Annotated in this window: 16 protein-coding genes; 11 read left to right on the top strand and 5 right to left on the bottom strand. The window is 71.7% G+C overall.

The window, feature by feature from the left end:
* The first annotated feature begins 132 nt into the window (after positions 1-132).
* From J3P38_RS04920 to J3P38_RS04875, 10 genes are all read left to right on the top strand, one after another.
* Entirely contained in the window at positions 133-792 is a 660-nt protein-coding gene (locus tag J3P38_RS04920) for a 50S ribosomal protein L25/general stress protein Ctc (protein ID WP_210438717.1), read from the top strand.
* A gap of 127 nt (positions 793-919) precedes the next feature.
* Positions 920-1,522 (top strand): aminoacyl-tRNA hydrolase, encoded by a 603-nt coding sequence (gene pth / locus J3P38_RS04915; RefSeq protein WP_210502844.1) that lies wholly within the window; start codon positions 920-922, stop codon positions 1,520-1,522.
* Between the two features lie 129 nt (positions 1,523-1,651).
* Complete coding sequence (locus J3P38_RS04910) at positions 1,652-2,329, top strand: hypothetical protein (RefSeq protein WP_210502843.1); 678 nt, start codon at positions 1,652-1,654, stop codon at positions 2,327-2,329.
* Positions 2,330-2,489: 160 nt separating this feature from the next.
* A complete protein-coding gene (locus J3P38_RS04905; RefSeq protein WP_210502842.1) occupies positions 2,490-3,365 on the top strand; it encodes a glycosyltransferase in 876 nt (291 codons plus the stop codon).
* Positions 3,362-4,342, top strand: a complete 981-nt coding sequence (locus tag J3P38_RS18285; RefSeq protein WP_210438713.1) for a glycosyltransferase — start codon at positions 3,362-3,364, stop codon at positions 4,340-4,342. Before J3P38_RS04905 ends, J3P38_RS18285 begins: the two co-directional genes overlap by 4 nt.
* Positions 4,343-4,841: 499 nt before the next feature.
* Positions 4,842-6,149, top strand: a complete 1,308-nt coding sequence (locus tag J3P38_RS04895; RefSeq protein WP_210438712.1) for a right-handed parallel beta-helix repeat-containing protein — start codon at positions 4,842-4,844, stop codon at positions 6,147-6,149.
* A 395-nt stretch (positions 6,150-6,544) separates the two neighbouring features.
* Positions 6,545-7,261, top strand: coding sequence for a right-handed parallel beta-helix repeat-containing protein (locus tag J3P38_RS04890; RefSeq protein WP_210438711.1), 717 nt, complete (start codon positions 6,545-6,547; stop codon positions 7,259-7,261).
* 70 nt (positions 7,262-7,331) lie between these two features.
* The gene (locus J3P38_RS04885; protein WP_210502841.1) at positions 7,332-8,513 is read left to right on the top strand and encodes a nucleotidyltransferase domain-containing protein; all 1,182 of its coding nucleotides are present in this window, start codon (positions 7,332-7,334) and stop codon (positions 8,511-8,513) included.
* Between the two features lie 115 nt (positions 8,514-8,628).
* The gene (locus tag J3P38_RS04880) at positions 8,629-10,482 is read left to right on the top strand and encodes an ABC transporter ATP-binding protein (RefSeq protein WP_307807721.1); all 1,854 of its coding nucleotides are present in this window, start codon (positions 8,629-8,631) and stop codon (positions 10,480-10,482) included.
* Positions 10,482-11,525 carry a phosphotransferase enzyme family protein gene (locus J3P38_RS04875; protein WP_210438709.1) on the top strand — a complete coding sequence of 348 codons (1,044 nt, stop codon included), beginning with the start codon at positions 10,482-10,484 and terminating at the stop codon, positions 11,523-11,525. Before J3P38_RS04880 ends, J3P38_RS04875 begins: the two co-directional genes overlap by 1 nt.
* Positions 11,526-11,531: 6 nt before the next feature.
* Here the strand turns inward: J3P38_RS04875 and J3P38_RS04870 are convergent, their stop codons facing one another.
* Genes J3P38_RS04870 through J3P38_RS04850 form a run of 5 tightly spaced genes read right to left on the bottom strand, consistent with a single transcriptional unit; the run spans position 11,532 to position 17,129 of the window.
* The gene (locus J3P38_RS04870; RefSeq protein WP_210438708.1) at positions 11,532-12,695 is read right to left on the bottom strand and encodes a glycosyltransferase family 4 protein; all 1,164 of its coding nucleotides are present in this window, start codon (positions 12,693-12,695) and stop codon (positions 11,532-11,534) included.
* Positions 12,692-13,726 carry a glycosyltransferase family 2 protein gene (locus tag J3P38_RS04865; RefSeq protein ID WP_210502840.1) on the bottom strand — a complete coding sequence of 345 codons (1,035 nt, stop codon included), beginning with the start codon at positions 13,724-13,726 and terminating at the stop codon, positions 12,692-12,694. The genes J3P38_RS04870 and J3P38_RS04865 overlap by 4 nt, the downstream gene beginning before the upstream one ends.
* On the bottom strand, positions 13,720-14,565 hold the full coding sequence (locus J3P38_RS04860; RefSeq protein WP_307807719.1) for a glycosyltransferase: 846 nt from the start codon (positions 14,563-14,565) through the stop codon (positions 13,720-13,722). Before J3P38_RS04860 ends, J3P38_RS04865 begins: the two co-directional genes overlap by 7 nt.
* Position 14,566: 1 nt before the next feature.
* Positions 14,567-15,811 (bottom strand): Coenzyme F420 hydrogenase/dehydrogenase, beta subunit C-terminal domain, encoded by a 1,245-nt coding sequence (locus J3P38_RS04855; RefSeq protein WP_210438706.1) that lies wholly within the window; start codon positions 15,809-15,811, stop codon positions 14,567-14,569.
* Positions 15,804-17,129: a polysaccharide pyruvyl transferase family protein gene (locus tag J3P38_RS04850; RefSeq protein ID WP_210438705.1), complete on the bottom strand. Its 1,326-nt coding sequence runs from the start codon at positions 17,127-17,129 to the stop codon at positions 15,804-15,806. Before J3P38_RS04850 ends, J3P38_RS04855 begins: the two co-directional genes overlap by 8 nt.
* Before the next feature lie 206 nt (positions 17,130-17,335).
* Between J3P38_RS04850 and J3P38_RS04845 the strand changes: the two genes are divergently transcribed.
* Positions 17,336-18,220, top strand: coding sequence for a YveK family protein (locus tag J3P38_RS04845; RefSeq protein ID WP_210502839.1), 885 nt, complete (start codon positions 17,336-17,338; stop codon positions 18,218-18,220).
* Positions 18,221-18,388 lie beyond the last annotated feature (168 nt).

Below are 18,388 nucleotides of genomic sequence, written 5' to 3'. Positions count from 1 at the left end.
CCGGAACGCCTCACCGCGCCGCGCCCACGATCCGGAGCGCGGCGTTCGTCGTCTCCGGCCCCCGAGGCCCGCGAACCGGGCCCCACGACGCAGGGGCCGACGACCTGACCAGCCCCACGTACGGAGAACATGATGTCTGCCCCCGAGAAGATCGCCGCCGAGTCGCGCACCGAGTTCGGCAAGGGCGCGGCTCGCCGCATCCGCCGCGCGAACAAGATCCCCGCCGTCATCTACGGCCACGGCAACGAGCCGGTCCACCTCATCCTGCCGGGACACCAGACCATGATGGCCCTCAAGCACGGCGGCGCCAACGCCCTGCTGTCGCTCGACGTCGACGGCTCCGAGCAGCTCGCGCTGACCAAGGACGTCCAGGTCGATCCGATCCGCCGTGTCATCGAGCACATCGACTTCGTCGCCGTCGTGCGCGGCGAGAAGGTCACCGTCGAGGTCCCGATCCACGTCGTGGGCGAGGCCGCCGCGGACACCCTCGTGGTCAACGAGAACGCCGTCGTGTCCGTCGAGGCCGAGGCCACCCACATCCCCGAGTTCTTCGAGGTGTCGGTCGAGGGCGCCGAGGTCGGCACCCAGGTCCTCGCCAAGGACCTCGCCCTCCCCTCGGGCACCACGCTGCTCGCCGACGACGAGCTGCTCATCGTCAACGTGACCCAGCAGATCTCCGCCGAGGCCCTCGAGGCGGAGCTGGAGAGCGCCGAGGCCGACGCCGGCATCGAGCACGACGCCCCGGCGTCCGCGGACGCCGAGGCCGACGCCGAGGGCACCGACTCCGAGTGACCCGGCGCATCTGCGCCTGCTGACCCCGTCGAGTCGGCGCTTGTGTCCAGCGGGATCCGGACACAAGCGCCGACTCGACGCCATTTCGGTGCGCACCAGCGCCGAGTCGACTGATTGGATGAGTGCCGTGAGTGACGCCTCGGACGTGTGGCTCGTCGTCGGCCTCGGCAACCCCGGCCCGGCGTACGCCGGTCACCGGCACAACATCGGCTACATGGTCACCGACGAGCTCGCCCGGCGGATGGGCTCACCGCCGGGGAAGGCTAGCTGGCGCGCGCACAAGACGGGCCGCGCCGACGTCGTCGAGGGCCGCCTGTCGCTGGGCGGGCCCCGCGTCGTGCTCGCCCGCGGCCGCGGTTGGATGAACGAGTCCGGCGGCCCGGTCAAGGCGCTCGCCACCTTCTACAAGGTGGAGCCCGACCACGTCATCGCGATCCACGACGAGCTGGACATCGCCTTCGGCACGCTGCGGATCAAGCTCGGCGGTGGCGACAACGGCCACAACGGGCTCAAGTCGATGCGGTCCTCGCTGGGCACCGGCGACTTCTACCGCGTGCGAGCCGGCATCGGCCGCCCGCCGGGCCGCCAGGACGTCGCCGACTTCGTGCTGTCCAACTACTCCGCAGCCGAGCGCAAGGAGCTGCCGTTCCAGGTGTCCGACGCCGCCGACGCGGTCGAGTCGCTGATCACCGACGGCCTCGAGAAGACCCAGCAGCGCTTCAACTCCTGATCCACGCGCCCAGCAGCCTCCCCCGTATGGGGCATGTAGTGGCAGGCCCGGCGCCCTAGCGTCGAGGCATCGGCGGAGGGGGACGACGTGGCTGCTGGCGCCCATGGCCGGACGACACGGAGGCTGCTCGTGGGCACCGTCGTCGTGCTGGTCGCGGTGGTCGCCGCGCTGGAGGTCAGCGTGGTGGGGCGGCTCGACCGCATCGAGGGCGCCTTCGCCGACCTCGGCGCTCGGCCGCCCGCAGCAGCGGGGGAGACGGTGCTCATGGTCGGCACCCGTCCGCTGCAGGCCAACCCCGCGTCGGCCGACGCGGCCGGCGGCGACGTGTCGTGGCTGCCGGGGGAGCAAGCCGTGGAGTCGGTGATGCTCGTCGAGATCGCCGACGACCGTCGCCGCGTCGAGGTGGTGTCCCTCCCGTTGGAGGAGGAGCTCGTCGACGCCGTCGGTGCGGCCGCCCGTACGTCGGTCGCCGCGGTCGAGACCGGCACGGACCGTCGCGTCGATCATGTCATGGCGGTCGACTGGCAGATGCTGCGCGAGCTGGGCTACCGCAGCAGGACGCCGCTGCACTACCGGTACGGGTCGTCGCCCGGGGAGCAGCAGGACTTCCTGCAGCCCGTGCTGAGGAACACGTTGCACGCCGAGATGCGCCGTGAGCCCTGGAACGTCTACCAGGTGCTTCGGGCCGCCTCGGGCGGCACGGCCCTCGACGACACGTGGTCGCTCCTCGAGCTGCACGCGCTGCTGCTCTCGCTGCGCGACCTGCGCTCGGCCGACATCACGTTCAGCACGGCCGACCCGACCTGACGGCCCGGCGCGACGCCGAGGCCGCCAGCGCAGACGGGCGGCCGCCGGCAGCCTCACCAATATGTGGCAAAGCCCCCGCCGGCGCGTCAACGGGCGGACGCGGCGCACCACGATGACCGACGGACGGGCGGTCCGTCCGCACGGGGGAGCGGAGTGATGGATGGCTGAGGTCGGCGTCGTCATCCCGGCGCACAACGAGGCCGCGACGATCGGCCGGACCCTGGCTGCGCTCAGGCGCGGCGTCGACGCCGGTCGGCTCGACGTGGTCGTGGTCGCCAACGGGTGCACCGATGACACCGCCGGGCGCGCACGCGCCTGCGAGCCGCCCGTGCGGGTCCTGGAGATTGCGCAGCCGTCGAAGGTCGAGGCCGTCCGCGTGGGCAACGCGGCGGTGCACGTCTTCCCCCGGGTCCACCTCGACGCGGACATCGAGTTGAGCGGTGAGGACGTGCTGCACCTGGTCCGAGTGCTCAGCTCCGGTGAGGCGCTCGCCGCAGCGCCCCGCCGGGTCGTGCCGCGCGAAGGGTGCTCGTGGCCGGTGCGCTGGTTCTACGACGTGTGGGAGGAGCTCCCGCAGGTCGCGAGCGGGCTCTTCGGCCGGGGCGTCGTGGTCGTGACCGCGGAGGGCCAGCGCCGTCTCGATGCCCTGCCGCCCGCGCTGGGCGACGACCTCGCGATGTCCGAGGCCTTCGACGACAGCGAGCGGCTCGTGGTCGAGGAGGCGGTCGCCGTCGTCCGCCCGCCGCGCACCCTCGCCGACCTCGTCCGCCGGCGCATCCGCATCGTGACCGGCAACCGGGAGGCCGACGCCAACGGCACGCGTCGCGCGACGTCCCGCACCACCCCGGGCACGCTGGCGCGACTCGTGCTGCGACAGCCGCGGCTGGCAGGCCCGGCAATCGTGTTCCTCGCCGTGCACGTGGCGGCGACCATCGGCGCCCAGCGCGCTTCTCGGACCGGCGACACCACCTGGCAGCGCGACGAGAGCTCGCGCGTGCCGCTCGATCCGACCAGTGCTACCGGGAGGTCAGCGTGACCGTGCTCCTTGTCGCCAATGACGGCGGCCACATCATGCAGCTGCACACCCTGCGCCCGCGCCTGGACGTCGAGGACGTCGTGTGGGTGACGCCGCGCACCCCGCAGACCGAGTCGCTGCTCGCCGGCGAGGTCGTGCACTGGACCGAGCCCTGCCCGCCACGCGACCCGGCCGCGGTGATGCACAACGCCGCCCGGTGCCGCGTGCTGTTCGAGCAGTACGCCGTCACGCTGGTGGTCAGCACAGGCGCCGCCCTGGCCCTGGCGGTGCTGCCGCAGGCCCGGATGCGCAACATCGAGACGGTCTACATCGAGTCGGCGACGAGGTACGACGCGCCGTCGCTATCGGGTCGGATGCTGGCGATGATGCCGGGCGTGCGGACCTTCAGCCAGTCGACGGCGCTGCACACGCGCCGCTGGACCTACCTCGCGTCGCCGTGGGAGCTCTACGAGTCCGTCCAGCAGGCACCGCGGCCGGTCTCGCGGATGGTCGTGAGCCTGGGGACGCAGGAGGGCTACGGGTTCCGCCGCCTCGTCGAGCGCCTGGTGCCGCTGGTGCCGGCCGGCACCGAGGTGCTCTGGCAGACCGGAGCCACCGACGTCAGCGGCCTCGGCATCGACGCACGCCCATCCGTGCCGTCCGCCGAGATGGCCGCCGCGATAGCGGAGGCTGACGTCGTGGTCGCGCACGCCGGCACCGGCATCGCGCTGATGGCGCTCGAGAACGGCACGTTCCCGGTGCTCGTGCCGCGCCGCGCCCGGCACGGTGAGCACGTCGACGACCACCAGCTGACCATCGCGCTCGAGCTCAGCCTGCGCGACCTGTGCGTCTCACGCGACGCTGACAGCCTCAAGCTCTCCGACCTCGAGCACGCCGCTGCTCGGCGCGTCGTGAAGTCCGCGACGGCGTCCGTCCTGGACCTCGTGCCGCGCCCGAGACGCACCGTCGCGGGCCCAGTGCCGGCCCCCGTCGGCTAGGCGCTCACTTCGTCACGAAGCGCCACCCATTTCTGCCGGATTCTCAATTTACCCGATTTGGGGTACGCGGTGACATGGCCGCTCGTCACGACGCCTCGGACGCCGGCGCTCACTCATACCGCAGATGAGGCAGTTCCACGCGTGATCCGCCGTTGGCCGAACGCCCCAAGTAGCAGCACCAGCGTCCGGCGGCGCGCGTCCCCGCGACCCCTCGCCGACGGCATGAACGGACCGTCCGGTAGCGCGCAGGTTTTATGCCCCTCCGCCGTTCTGCTAGTTTCCCTGCGGTCGCTCGCCGGTGCCCCTAACGTGTGAGATCAGCACCACTACGCGGCGAGCGACGAGCGGACGGGTCCGCCTCCTGAAAGTCACCTGACACGTGCCGGGCCCTCCGTTCCTGCAGGTCCAGCCCCCAGGTTGGGTCTCGATGCCCGTGGCGCGCGCCCTCATTCGGCGTGCGCCGACCCCCCGAGCGGAGAACCCTCAATTGTCGAACATCATGAGCACGTCCCTGACCAGAGTCCTCGTTGCCGCAGTCGGCACCGCCATGAGCCTCGGTGCGCTCCAGTCGAGCGCCGGAGCCCTCGACAGCGCAGACCGCAGTGGCGCTGATCGCGGGGCAGACGCCACGGCTGCTGCGAAGCCCGCCGCGGGATCGAAGTCCGAGTCGAAGGAGCGCAAGCGCCTCACGATCACGAAGGACGGCACCGTCGTCGATGGAGCCCGCGTCCACGGATCGATCTCGGTCAAGGCGGACAACGTCACGATCAAGGACACCACCGTGAAGTTCGGTGGCTACCACAGCATCCGCATCTTCCCCGGCGCGGAGGGGACGAAGATCCTCCGCACGACGATCAAGTGCCGGGCCAACCGCACCAACGGCATCGTCTTCGGCAACTACCTCGCCCGCAAGGTCCGGGTGAACGACTGCCGCAACGACTTCATGAGCAGCAAGCGCAACCCGGCCGTCGTGCTCAAGAGCTGGGTCGACGGCAAGCCGTTCGAGATCAAGGCGCCGACCACCACGACCACGGTGCTCACCCCGCCCCCGCCGCCCTCGACCGGCCGGCCCAACGCGTCCAACACGGGCGTCCCGGCGGGGACGAAGCTGCGTCCGTCCGGCGGCATGACGATCACCGAGGACGGGACGGTCATCGACGCGCTCCACGTCCAGGGCTCGATCACCATCGAGGCTGACAACGTCACGATCCGCAACTCCCTGATCCAGACCGACACCGACGGGTACCCGATCCACGTCGACGGCGGCGCGACCGGTGCCCTGATCGAGAACGTCGAGATCGACAACATGGGCGGCACCGGCATCGGGATCCTCTTCTCCACCGACAGCAGCGGCACCGTCCGGCGTGCCAACATCCACTCTGCTGAGGATGGAGTGCGCATCCAGGGCGATGACGTGTCGCTGGAGTACTCCTACGTCCACGACCTGCAGCGGCAGCCCGGTGGGCACCACGACACGGTGCAGATCCGCAGCGGGGACAACATCACCCTGCTGGGCAACACGCTGCTGCCGTACGTCGAGTCGACGGGTGACCCGATGAACGCGGCGCTCCAGATCGGTTCCCTCCTGGGTGACGACCAGATCTCCAACCTGCGCGTCGTCGGCAACTACATGAACGGCGGCAACTACACGATCAACGGCGGCAGCGACGGCATCGTCGACAGCGCTGTCTACAGCGGCAACCGGTTCGGTCGCGACTATCGCTACGGCGTCGTCGGCAACATGGACGGTGCGAGCACGTGGGACAACACCAACGTGTGGGACGACAGCAGCAGCCCGGCGCGCTGACGACACCGTTGCACCGTTACGCCTTCGGACCTCGTCGGCTGCTCCGGCAGTCGACGGGGTCCGTCGCGTTATCATCCTGTACGGGCGCGGGTCCGGGAGGTGAAGGTGCGATGGAAGCCCCGTCGAGCACGCCGCGTTGCCGGCGGGCACGCCCCACCGGGCGCCGGCCGGGTCGCGCGTCCTGGGTCGCCCTCGTCGGCGTCCTCGCCCTCCCGGCCTGCAGCGACCCGAGGCCCGACGCGGGACCCCCACCCTCACCCACGCCGTTTACGCCGTCCACCGAGAAGTCTGCCCCCGATTCGACCGCGCGCCCGCCCTCCGGCCCGTGGTCGGGCCCGGCTTCTGAGGGTCCGGCCGATCGCTCGTCCGAGCGTCCTGGCGAGTCGAGCACCGGGGTGCCGGCAGGCAGGACGCTGCGTCCCTCGGAGGGGCTGACCGTCACCAAGGACGCCACCGTCCTGGAGGGGCTCCATATCCAGGGTCGAGTCACCATCGCGGCGGACGACGTCATCCTGCGGGAGTCCCTGGTGCAGACGGACACCTCGACCTATCCCATTCACGTGACCGACGACGCGACCGGCGTCCTCATCGAGGACGTCGAGGTCGACAACCTGGGTGGCACTGGGATCGGCATCCTCATCTCGAGCGGCAGCACCGCCACGATCCGGCGTGCCGACATCCACTCCGCCGAGGACGGGATCCGCATCCAGGGCGATGACGTGACGATCGAGGACTCCTATGTCCACGACCTGCAGCGCCAGTCGGGCGGGCACCACGACACCATCCAAATCCGTAGCGGGGACAACGTCACTCTGGAGGGCAACACGCTGCTGCCCTACGACGAGTCGACGGGCGATCCGATGAACGCAGCCCTCCAGATCGGTTCCCTCCTGGGTGACGACCGGATCTCCAACCTGCGCGTCATCGACAACTACATGAACGGCGGCAACTACACGATCAACGGCGGCAGCGAGGGGATCGTCGACAGCGCTTTCTACAGCGGCAACCGGTTCGGCCGCGACTACCGCTACGGCGTCGTCGGCAACATGGACGCCGCAAGCACGTGGGACGACTCCAACGTCTTCGACGACACCGGCGATCCGGCTCGCTGATCCGGACCGCCCGCCCCGCGCGTCGCGTACTGTCCCTGCAGGCGCATCGGTCACCAGGGGAGGTCGGCTCATGGGGCTCCGGACGCGACCAGCGCAGTCCACCAGGGACGACGTCGACGAGCTCCTCGTCGAGGTCGTGCGCCAGTCGGAGGTGCTGCCGCCCGTGGCGGCGCACGCCCACCCCGACCTCGTGGAGGCGGCTCGCTTCCACCGGATCGCTCCACTCGTGCACGTGGCGCACCGGGACGCGGCACCGGACGTCGCGCGCCTGTTCCGGGAGGACCGCATGCGGGCGATCACCATGCACCTGCGCTCGTGTGCCGCCCTGCAGCAGCTGAGCTCCGCGCTCGGCGACGTCGAGTGGGTGACGTTCAAGGGCCCCGTCTACTCCGAGCACGCGCACCCGGTCCCCGGCCTGCGCACCTACAACGACGTCGACGTGCTGGTGGACCCCTCACGCCTCCGTGCGGTGAGCCGCAGGCTGGGCGAGGCCGGCTGGCGCATCGCGGACTACGAGGACATGCTGCTCAACCGGGCGGTGCCCGGCGAGATGCACTGGGTCAGCACCTCCGGAGTCCTCGTCGACCTTCACTGGTCGATGATCAACATGGCCTCGCGTCGCCGACTCTTCGACGTGCCCACCGCAGACCTGCTGCACCGGCGCGTGCCGGTGCTGCTCGGGACGCAAGAGGCCTGGACGCTGGACCCGGCCGACACGCTCGTGCACGCGTGCCTGCACGCAGCGCTGTCTGGCGCGAACAAGTTGATCTACCTCGTCGACGTCGACCGGCTGAGCCGCTCCATCACCGACTGGGACGACCTGGCGGACCGAGCGCGGCAGTGGCGCGCGCAGGTGCAGGTGGCCCTCGTGCTGGGGCGGTCGCAGCGGGTGCTGGGCACGACGTTCCCGACAGATCTGCCGTCGCGCCTGCGCGTGCCGCGGTCGCTTCAGGCGGCCATGGTGCTGACCGACCGGGTCGCGCCCGTGCCGCACGGACGGACGAATGCGGGCCTGAACAGGTTCGTCGCCCGAGCCGTCCGCGCGAGCGGACCTGCGACGCTCGCCGCCGCCGGCCGCAACGCGACGCGGTGGCTGGGCGATCGGCGCTCTACCCCCGCGCACGGGGAGGGCCCGCGCCGCGGAGCCGACGAGACCGCGCTGGAGGTCTACCTCGCCGCCGTGGAGTCTGCCGCCCGCGCCTCGGTAGGCCTGGGGCCGCCCCCATCCGCGGCCCGCCGCTCGGGCGCCTGACCGCCGGCTGCGCCGACCGGTGGAAGGGGTCTGGTCCAGTGAGTGGCTCGAGGCCTGAAACCTTCCGGCGTGGTAGGTCCTCGTCTAGCGTGGCCACGGTGGGGGGAGGTGGGCCGTGGACCAAGGTGGAGCCGCGCACCTGGACGGACGGGTGACCCGCGTCGGTGCGCGATCGAGCCACCGGGTCGGCACCAGGAGGTTCGGCGCCCTGGGAAGCGTCCGCAGGGCCTGGCGGCGCCTCTCGCCGTTCTTCCGCGGCTCTCGCGCCTGGCTCGCGCTGCTCGTGGTCCTGGCCGTGTCGGCGGGACTGCTCGAGGCGTCGGTCCTGGCGCTCATCGCGGCCATGGCGGTCTCCCTCTCCGAGGGCAGCGCGAGGACCTCGTTGAGCATCGGCCCGGTGGGCGTCGGGATGTCGCAGACCGTGACGTTCGTCGTCGCCATCTCGCTCACCGTTGCGCGCACGCTGCTCCAGCTCGCGCTCGCCTACCTGCCGGCACGGATGAGCGCACAGGTCATGGCGGACCTGCGCATTGACCTCTTCGACGCCTTCGCCGGCACCGCGTGGTCGACGAAGGCGCGCGAGCGGGACGGCGCTTTCCAGACGTTGATGACGCAGAACGTCACGAACGTGGCGTCCGCCGTCATCGGCCTCGGCAACGGGCTCACGGCCACGATCATGTTCGTGATGATGGTGGTCGTCGCCCTGCTCCAGAACGCGCTGGCGGCCGGGGTGCTCGCGGTGGCGGCGGTGGTCCTGTTCGCGGCACTGCGTCCGCTCGCGCGCGTCCTGCGGCGCAACGCCAAGCGGCTGAGCGGCGAGGCCATGAGCTTCACCGAGAGGGTGCAGGACGTCGTCCTCGTCGCGGAGGAGACCGAGGTGTTCGGGGCGACGCCGACCTACGTGTCCGGCTTCCACCGCCAGGTCGACGCCGTTCGGCGGCCGCACGCGCGCACCCGTTTCCTGTCCGGCGCGCTGCCCGCGCTCTACCAGAGCGTCGCGCTGATCATGCTGGTCGTGGCCCTGATCGGGGTCGCCCTCTCCGGCGCGACCGACCTCGCCGCTCTGGCGGCAGTCATCCTCTTGCTCATCCGCGCGCTGACCTACGCGCAGCAGATCCAGACCGCCGTGACCAACATCGACGAGCGCATCCCCTTCATGGACCAGATCGCCGATGCGCTCGAGCGCTATCGCGGCAACCCGCAGCAGGACGGTCCGGAGGAGCTCGGCGAGGTCCGGTCGCTGCGGATGGAAGAGGTCTGCTTCTCCTACCGACCCGGCACCGAGGTCCTGCGAGACGTGAGCTTCGAGGTCCGCAGGGGCGAGGCGATCGGCATCGTCGGGCCTTCGGGCGCCGGCAAGTCCTCCATCGTCCAGCTCCTGCTGCGGCTGCGGGAGCCGAGTGCCGGGGCCGTCCTGGTCGACGACCGTGACGTCGCGCAGGTCCGGCGCGACCAGTGGCGCCGGGGCGTCGCCTACGTCCCGCAGACGTCCCAGCTCGTGTGGGGCACCGTGCGCGACAACATCCGCTTCTACCGTGACTGGATCGACGACGACCAGGTGGAGCGCGCCGCGCGGCGCGCGCACATACACGACGACATCATGTCCTGGCCCGACGGCTACGCCACCCGGGTCGGCCAGCGGGTCGGTGCCGTGTCCGGCGGCCAGCGCCAGCGAATCTGCCTGGCCCGGGCGTTGGCTGACGAACCGCAGGTGCTGGTGCTGGACGAGCCGACGAGCGCCCTCGACGTCCGCTCCGAGGACGCGGTCGCGGCGTCACTGCACGAGCTCAAGGCCGACACCATCCTGGTGCTCGTCGCCCACCGGCTGTCGACGCTGTCGATGTGCGACCGCATCGTGGTGATGGTCGACGGCCGGGTCTCGGCGGTCGGCTCGCACGACGACCTCGTCGACCACGACGAATTCTTCCGCGAGGTCTACGAGATCACGCAGCGGCAGCGGCAGCACTGATGGCCCTCGAGGACGCTGCCAGGCAGGCGCTCGCGCAGTTCGGCTTCCACGGCCGTGACGTCGAGCGCCTGGAGCAGCTGCCGCAGGGGGTCAAGAACGTCAACTTCCGGGTGCGGGCCGCAGACCGCGACTGGGTCCTCAAGCTGCACGCCTCGCCCGGCGCGGCGGAGCGCCTGATGCTGACGCACCGGCTCGAGACGTGTCTCGTCGAGGCGGGCCTCCCCGTCGCCCGCTTGCACCGGCCGGCAGCGGGCGGCACGTTCGTCGCGACCGATGCCGGGACCTTCACCCTCCACGGCTGGGTGGACGGCCACCAGATCTCGATCGGCGAGCGCGACGCTGTCCACGCCAGCCATCCCGACCTGGTCCGCGACCTCGGTCAGCTGCTCGGCGACCTGCACCGCGAGGGACGCCAGGCGCTCGCCGATCCCGACGCGGGCGTCCCGGTCGAGTCCTTGCTGTCCGCGCCGGCGAGGACGGTCGCGAGCATCCGTCACGGACGACCGCACCGGTTCCGCAAGACGGCGCGGCTGCGCCGCAACGGCGGCGCGTTCGACCGCTGGGTCCTGAGCGTCCTCCCGGGTCTGTTCCGGGACGCCGCGCTCCTCGCCTCGCCCCGGGTCGCGGCGATCCTCGACCCCGGCGACGTGATCCTCGCCCACAACGACGTGAACTGGGAGAACCTCGTCCTCGACCGCGACTTCGCCGTCCTCGCGCTCCTCGACTTCGACAACGCCGCGCCGCTGCCGAGGGCCCTGGACGTCGGCGCAGCAGCCGCTGTGCTCGTCGGGGCGGACGAGGAGCGGCTGCACCGATTCTTGGAGGCGTACGCCTTGGCCTTCGGGACCGCGGTCGGTCGGAGCGCGGTACACCTGGGCATGCGGTGGAAGTGCGTGCGCTCCATCCTGTGGTCCGTGGACGCCTACGTCAGCGGCCGGGTGGCCGACGTCGACCTCGTGGCGGCGTGGTGCCGGCACCTGGCGGTCTGCTGGAGCGAGCTGCCGCCGCTCAGCCCGGCTGCCGGGACGACAGTCGCCCGCTGAACGGACTCAGCTGCCGACGAGCTCGGCTCGGTAGATGTCGACCATTCGCCGTGCAGCGTGACGCCAGGTCAGCTCGGCGGACCAGGTGACGCACTCCTCACGCAGCTCGCGGCGCTCGGTCTCACCGTGCATCACCCGCGCGAGGTGGTCGGTGAGCGTGCCGACGGAGCGAGGCTCGTGCACCAGGTCCCTCAGGCCGGGCGGCAGGAGGGCGCCGGTCGCGGTCGACACCAAGGGTATGCAGCCTGATGCCTGCGCCTCGTAGGTCACCAGTGCGCTGCCCTCCTCGACAGAGGGCAGCAGCAGCACGTCGCTGCGCCGCAGCAGTCCAGGTACGTCGTCCACGAATCCCAGAGCCTCGACGCTGTCGCGACCGAGGTGGCGCTCGAGGCGTTCGCGGTAGCCGTCGGCGAACCCGCCGGCGACCAGGAACCTCGCCCCGGCGGGCGGGCGGGCGGCGGACCAGGCCTGCAGGGCGTAATGCAGACCTTTCCGCGGCTCGGCGCGACCCACGAAGACCGCGGTGAACGGCCGTGCCGGAGTCTCGGTCCTGCCCACGGTGTGGAAGCGGGACGGGTCGTAGCCGTACTGGTGCCGTCGGAGCTTTTCCACGCTCGTGCCGCGGTCGCGGAACGTTCGGGCGACGTGCGCCGACGGGACCATCAGCAGGTCAGCCGCGTCGTACTCGTCGGTCTCCAGGCGAAGCCGGTGAGCGTCGGGCCGGTGGGAGTGCCCCCTTGGCAGGCCGACGCCCACCGTCGCCGCCTCCCGCGCGGCTTCCTCGAAGGCGTTGGCGGTGTGCGTGTTCGGCACCTCGCGCGAGGCGAGGACGCCGTGCATGCGAGCCGCGCGCATTGTGCGGAGGCCACCTTGTGGCCACGTGTGCACCACGTCGAACGCCTCCCCGCCCGTGCGGAGGAAGCGGGCGGCGGCCGCGTCGTGGAAGTTCCGCGCACGCAGGGGCGACCCGAACGCCCGGTGCGGCACCCGCCGGCCCCGCAGTCGAAGCGTCTCATGCACGCGCACCGCTGGGGGCAGGGCGGCGTGGAGGGAGGTGCAGACGAGGGTGACGTCAGCACCGGTTTCCGACAAAGCGAGCACCTGGTTCAGCGCGGTCGTGCCGATGCCGGGAACGCCGACCTGGTGAGGGAAGCTGTAGAGAATCCTCACGTGCCCACGCCCGGGGGACCCGATGCAGGAGACGGTCGTGCACCGCCCTCGAGCGTGCTGCCCGACAAGATGGCGGGGGTCGCCCGGGCGCTCCTCTGGTCGGGTCCGGCCCCCAGCAGTGCGCGCACGGCCGTCCGGTGCCGCGATTCTCCGGCGCGCGCTCGCATGGCCTCGTTGAGGAGCACGGCCGCCCAGTACGCCGCGCTGGCGGGACGCGAGTGGCGCTTGCGGTAGAGCCGGGTGCGATTCACCGCGGCGAGGGCCCAGAGGTCGGCCGACGTCGCCTGGTCCCCTCCCTGGTGGACGACCTGCGCAGCCTCGACGAGCTGCAGACGGTAGCCGGCGTCACGTACGCGCAGGCAGTAGTCGGTCTCCTCCGAGTACAGGAAGAAGCGCTCGTCCCACTCGCCGACGGCGTTGATGGCGGCCCGGGTGACCATCATCGCCGCCCCCGTGGCCCAGTCGGCCACGGCTCCGTCGCGGTAGCGGGTCGCGTCGCGCACGGTCTCGCCCAGCAGGGCGACACGTCCGGCCCGGCGCCCCCCGAGCAGCGCCTCTCCCAACGCCCGGGGGACGCTCGGTTCGCGACGCAGGGACCAGCACAGTGTCCCGTCGGACGCTAGCATCAGCGGCACGGCGATGCCGATCGACGGGTCGCGCGAGACCACATCGAGCAAGGTCGACACGCTTCCCGGGGACGGGACTGCGTCCGGGTTCAGGACGTACGCCGCCCGCGCCGCCGGGTACCGACGGAGCGCAAGGTTGATGCCGCCAGCGTAGCCGGCGTTGTGACCGGCATTGATCACCCGGACCCACGGTGCGGACGCCCGGACTAGGTCGGGCGTGCCGTCCGCCGAGTCGTTGTCGGCGACGACGACGAGGCAGCGGCGCACGGACGCCAGTGCCGCAGGCAGCGCCGCGAGCAGCGCTCCGATGACACGGGAGCTGTTGTAGGTGACGACCGCGACGACGACGTCGGCCCCATCAGTGTCGCGGACCAGTCCCGCGGGTGCCCCTACGACGGTCACCATCGTGCGGGCCGTCCGGCGATCGAGCGCGCCCGGCGGCGCACGCCCGACCAACGTCGCCGCCAGCCGGCGTACGCGCAAGGATCGAGCGAGGCAGTCTGCAGCACGAGTGCGCTCTGCCGCAGCTGCGCCACCCACTGGTCGACCGTGGTCACACCGTTGGCCCTCGCTGAGAGAGGCATGCGGTCCGCCAGGTCGGCATCTTCCCGAATCAACGTGTGGGGCGAGCGCGGGTCGTCCATGTGGTCCTCGGGCACGAACGGGTGATAGAACCCGTTGACCGCCCCGGCCCGGGCCAGCCGGATGCAGTAGGCGGTGAACGACTCGTTGGGCCGCAGGGGTCCGTGGGCCTGCACGAGACTGCGGGGCAACAGGTACCCGCTGCCCTGGACCCAGAGGTTTCGCAGGAGCGAGTGACCGCCGGCGAACGACTGGATCTTGTGACGCGCGAGCTCGGGGCGGAGGTCCTCCTCCGGATGGCGCCAGCTGCCGATCGCCCCGAATTGCGGGTTGGCGTCGTGGGCTGCGGTGAACGTGTCGAGCCAGCCCGATGCCACCAAACAGTCGTCGTCGACCTTGGAGACAAAGCGTGCGTCGGAGCCGTCCCACAGCCAGTTCGTGGGCTCTCTCAGCCTGACGTTGTCCCGGCTGTGGTGGTAGCGGGCGACCCTGTCGTCCTTCCGGAAGGGCCGGACGGCCTCGATGGTCGCCTCGTCGTCACCGTTGTGCCAGAGCCACACCCGATCGTCCGGCCCAAGTGTCTCGAGCAGTCGCGGCAGGGACAGGTGCACGTAGCCGGCGCTGCGGTAGGTGATCATCACGATGTCGGCACGCGGCGCCACCTCAGCCCACCTCGCTCGACTCGAGCTCGGGCCGACGCAGGTCGCGCACGACGATCCGGCGGGCGGTCCCGAGGGTCGACCCCGCCTTGGCGCGCGCCGGCAGCCGCCACCAGAGACGGAACGCCGGCATCCCGCGGTAGCGGGGCGCGGGCATGCGCATGGCAAGCATTGCCAGCCGCCGGCCCCACACCGCCCCCCGGGTCGCCCCCAGGCTCGGCTGCGATTCCGTCAGCCGCTCGAGTGGCAGCTCGACCCCGTCGAGGGCCCCGTGCGCGAACGCCGACTCGAGGAGGTCCCGGCCGCGCTCGGTCCTCAGGACGACGAGCGAGCGGCCTGCCTCGCCGTCGCGCACCGGGCGGTACCACGGGTCCCCGACGGAGAGGTCGGCGAACTCGCCGGTGTGGTCCGGGCACACCAGACATCGCCACTGGCGCTTCTTGGTCAGGCCGCCCCACGCCTCGGCGTAGCTCATCGAGGCGCGGTCGCCCGCCGTGGTCTCCACCCGGAACTCCCCGGGCCATCCCTCGCCTCGGTAGTCGACGCGAGTCACCTCCGCCGGGTCGACACCGAGCCGCTCGATGGCCTCCACCGTCGCCTCCGTGGACGGGGTACCCGCGCAGAAGATCCCCAGGGTCACCGCCACCCTCTCCTCGAGGCGGGGCCGCGCCGCCGCGGCCCGTCGTGCGGCCGCGACGTCGCACGGTTTCCCGACGACGACGCATGGGCCCTCGGCCTCCTCCACCAGGTCGAGGCGCTCGCACGGGCTGGCCGGAGCGTAGCGGGAGCCGGCCGCCGCCACGATGTCCTCGCAGGTGCGGTTGAGCACCGTCTCATTGCGGAGGGGGTCGGTGCGCGACGCTCGCACTTGGAGCGCACCCACGGCGAAGCCGGCGTCGACCGCGTGAGCGGCCAGGGCGCTGACCACCCCACCCGACGATCCGCGGTGCCGCAGGTCGCTGTCGGTGGACCAGCACTCGTAGAGCCCGAGGATCGGGCCCCACTCACCCCGGAAGGGGGCGTCGTCGAGCAGCCCGGGCGGGTGGCTCAGCGCCCTTCCAGGACAGGCGTCGACGCCTTCGCCCGTGGTGCGCGTCGTGATCCCGACAATGGGCAGCGGCCGGCGACCGACGCCCGGCACATCGGCCATCCGGAGTCGGTCGCGATGCAGGTACGCGCACGCGCCGCAGCCGGTGCACAGTCGGGCATCGACGATGCCCTCGATGGAGTCGAGATCGTGCTTACTCATGCACCCGGACCCTCCGAGCCGGCGGGAGCGCTCGGGCACCCAGCTGCAGGACCTCCTGCAGCTGGGTGCGGGAGCGCTCGACCGTGGCCGCGCCCCGGTCGGCGAGGACGGCACGGCTGTGTGCCCGGTCGTGCCAGCCGGCCACCAGCCTCTCGACCGCCTCGTGCCCGTAGCACGCGCGCGCGTCGACCACCTGGTCACCGAGGCCGCAGGTCTCGAAAACGCCCCGCGTCTTGTCGCTGTAGGCATAGGCGGCCGCCGGCGTGGTCGTCGACAGCGCCGCTATCGTCGCGTGCATGCGGCTGCCCACGAACCAGTCGAGTGTCGCGATGCACCACTTGAGCTCGGAGGCGTCCAGCTCGGGAGGCAGCACGCAGGTCCGATCACGCTCGGCGTCGGTCAGGGCGTCGAGGACCCGGTGGATGGCGTGGATGTCGCTTTCGCCCTCACCGCCGTGGCCGTGGACGTGCGGGACGAGCACGACGCGAGCCCCGGCTCCGACGAGCTGACGCACCAAGAGGATCGCGGTCTCGAAGTAGTCACCGGCCAGCCCGAACCGCGCGTGCGCCTCGGGGCCCTGCAGTAGGCCGCTCACGTTGACGCCGGCAGTGTCCTCGCCGGCGAGCTCCTCCAGCTCGCTGGCGAGGCGGTCAGCGGGACGGCGCGGCTCGAGCGCGAAGGCGACGTCGACCCCGTCGCGCAGACGAGTCGGGTCGGCGTCGGGTCCGGCGAGCTCCAGCAGCTGTGCATGGCTCCACGGGTCCCGGGCGTAGGCGACGGTGGCCGCCCTGATCAACCGCCCGGCGAGGGCGCGTGCCTCTGAGGACCGGAACGGTCCGTAGGTCTGGGGGAGCAGCACGAGGGGTCGCCCGCCCCGCACGGCTGCGGCCTTGGGCGCGCAGACGGCGTGCAGACGCGCCGTCCCGTAGAGGTCGGTGAAGCTGTCGCCAGCGCTGACGTCGAGGACGACGTCGGCCTCCGCGAACCGCTGCGCCACGGGGTTGAGCCGGGTCGAGACGGCCTGCGCGAAGCGGATGTGAGCCCAGGACTCGGGCCGGTGCCAACGCCGGGAGCGCCGGACACCGGCGAGCTCGACGGAGATGCGGTCGTAGCGTCCGCTCGTCTCAGCTCGGATGCCCCACTCGTCGTCCAGGATCGTCAGGTGTGCAAGCGGGGCGTCGCGCTGCACCGCGTCGACGACCGACCGGCCCAGCGCCTCGACGCCGCGGTTGCCGTTGCCGATCGGAGCGCCGGCCAGGACGAACCGCGCCGGCTCCTCCGGCGCCTCCTGGCGCGCCGCCCCCGCTGCGATACCCATCGCACTCCACCCCCAGCTCCGGCGTCTGGTCACGCCTCACCAACTCCCGCCGTGGGGAGTCCGTCAGAACGGTGCGCGACGACCACGTGGCCGTCCGCGCCTCGACGGGGGATATGCCCCAATTTGGGGAGGCGTCGCTGCCGCCCCCCGGGAGAAGGTTCTCGTGACATGTGGGGGGTCGACTGATGGATGTCTGGCGGATCACGGTGGCCGCGCTGCGCCGGTGGTACGTGCTGCTGCCGCTGCTCGGTGTGACGGTGCTGCTGGTGCTGACGGCGGGGCGCGGAGTGCAGCCGGAGTACGACGTGACCGGTGCGACCATGCTGGTGCCGGGGCGGGACGTGCCGGATGTGCCGAACCCCTACGGGGGGCCGGCCGAGGCGAACGCCGCGGTGGGCATCGTGCTGAACAGCCCGGAGGTCCGGCAGGCGATCGCCGACCAGGGCCTCGTCGCGTCCTACGAGGTGGCGCCGCAGTCGCGGAGCACCGTCATGAACTTCCAGGTCCGCAGCGACACGCCGGAGGCAGGCATCGAGACGGGCGTCGCCGTCTTCGAGCAGGCGGCCAAGGAGCTCCGCGACCGGCAGAACGCGGCCGGCATCCGGTTGAGCCAGCAGTACAGCATCGACGTGCTGCAGGCCCCGTCGGTCTCGGCTGCAGTGACCGACGGCAAGCTCCGCAACATGGCGGTCGTCGGTGTCCTCGGAGGTGCACTGTCGTTGGCGATTGCCGTGTTCTTCGACGACGTGGTCGGGCTGCTGCGGCGCCGCCGTCGGCGGCGGCATGAGTCGGATCGTGGCCACGACCCTTCGAGACACTCGTCGAAGGACTCGGCCAGAGGCCCGGCGAAGGACCCGGTAAAGGGCGCGTCCGAGAGGCAGGCGGCCGACCACGCCGTCGACGTTCCCAGCGACCAGCGTCCGACCCATGCGGCCGTCGCAGCTGCGACGCCGCCATCCGCTGATGCTGACGCCGACGCCCCCCGGTTGCGCAGGTCGAAGCCCGAGCGTTCGCCGCACGGCAGCGACCCCGAGGGGCAGGGCCGCTCGGCTGGTCAGCCGCGCAGCATGGCGGCCAGCGACGCGCGATGAGCGGTCGCTGGACGGTCCCAGCCGCGGGATCGGACGAGTGGCGACCGTCGTTACTCAGGGTCCCGCGCGTCGTCATGGTGGCTGCCCGGGAGCGGCTGCCGGTCCTCCTGCGGCCGCGCAGGATCACGACGTTCGCCCTCCTGGCGGCGTTCCTGGTCCTGCAGTTCC

It is taken from the genome of Nocardioides xinjiangensis (genome assembly GCF_017916455.1).
GTDB lineage: Bacteria > Actinomycetota > Actinomycetes > Propionibacteriales > Nocardioidaceae > Nocardioides > Nocardioides xinjiangensis.
The sequence above is the reverse complement of the archived record's forward strand: the minus strand, read 5'-3'. Positions and strand labels throughout refer to the sequence as shown.

What these genes read in the sequence shown, in the direction of transcription:
- J3P38_RS04920 (WP_210438717.1), top strand. Translation starts at nt 133, where the DNA reads ATGTCTGCCCCCGAGAAGATCGCCGCCGAGTCGCGCACCGAGTTCGGC.
- J3P38_RS04905 (WP_210502842.1), top strand. Translation starts at nt 2,490, where the DNA reads ATGGCTGAGGTCGGCGTCGTCATCCCGGCGCACAACGAGGCCGCGACG.
- J3P38_RS04895 (WP_210438712.1), top strand. Translation starts at nt 4,842, where the DNA reads ATGAGCACGTCCCTGACCAGAGTCCTCGTTGCCGCAGTCGGCACCGCC.
- J3P38_RS04885 (WP_210502841.1), top strand. Translation starts at nt 7,332, where the DNA reads ATGGGGCTCCGGACGCGACCAGCGCAGTCCACCAGGGACGACGTCGAC.
- J3P38_RS04875 (WP_210438709.1), top strand. Translation starts at nt 10,482, where the DNA reads ATGGCCCTCGAGGACGCTGCCAGGCAGGCGCTCGCGCAGTTCGGCTTC.
- J3P38_RS04865 (WP_210502840.1), bottom strand. Translation starts at nt 13,726, where the DNA reads ATGGTGACCGTCGTAGGGGCACCCGCGGGACTGGTCCGCGACACTGAT.
- J3P38_RS04855 (WP_210438706.1), bottom strand. Translation starts at nt 15,811, where the DNA reads ATGAGTAAGCACGATCTCGACTCCATCGAGGGCATCGTCGATGCCCGA.
- J3P38_RS04850 (WP_210438705.1), bottom strand. Translation starts at nt 17,129, where the DNA reads ATGGGTATCGCAGCGGGGGCGGCGCGCCAGGAGGCGCCGGAGGAGCCG.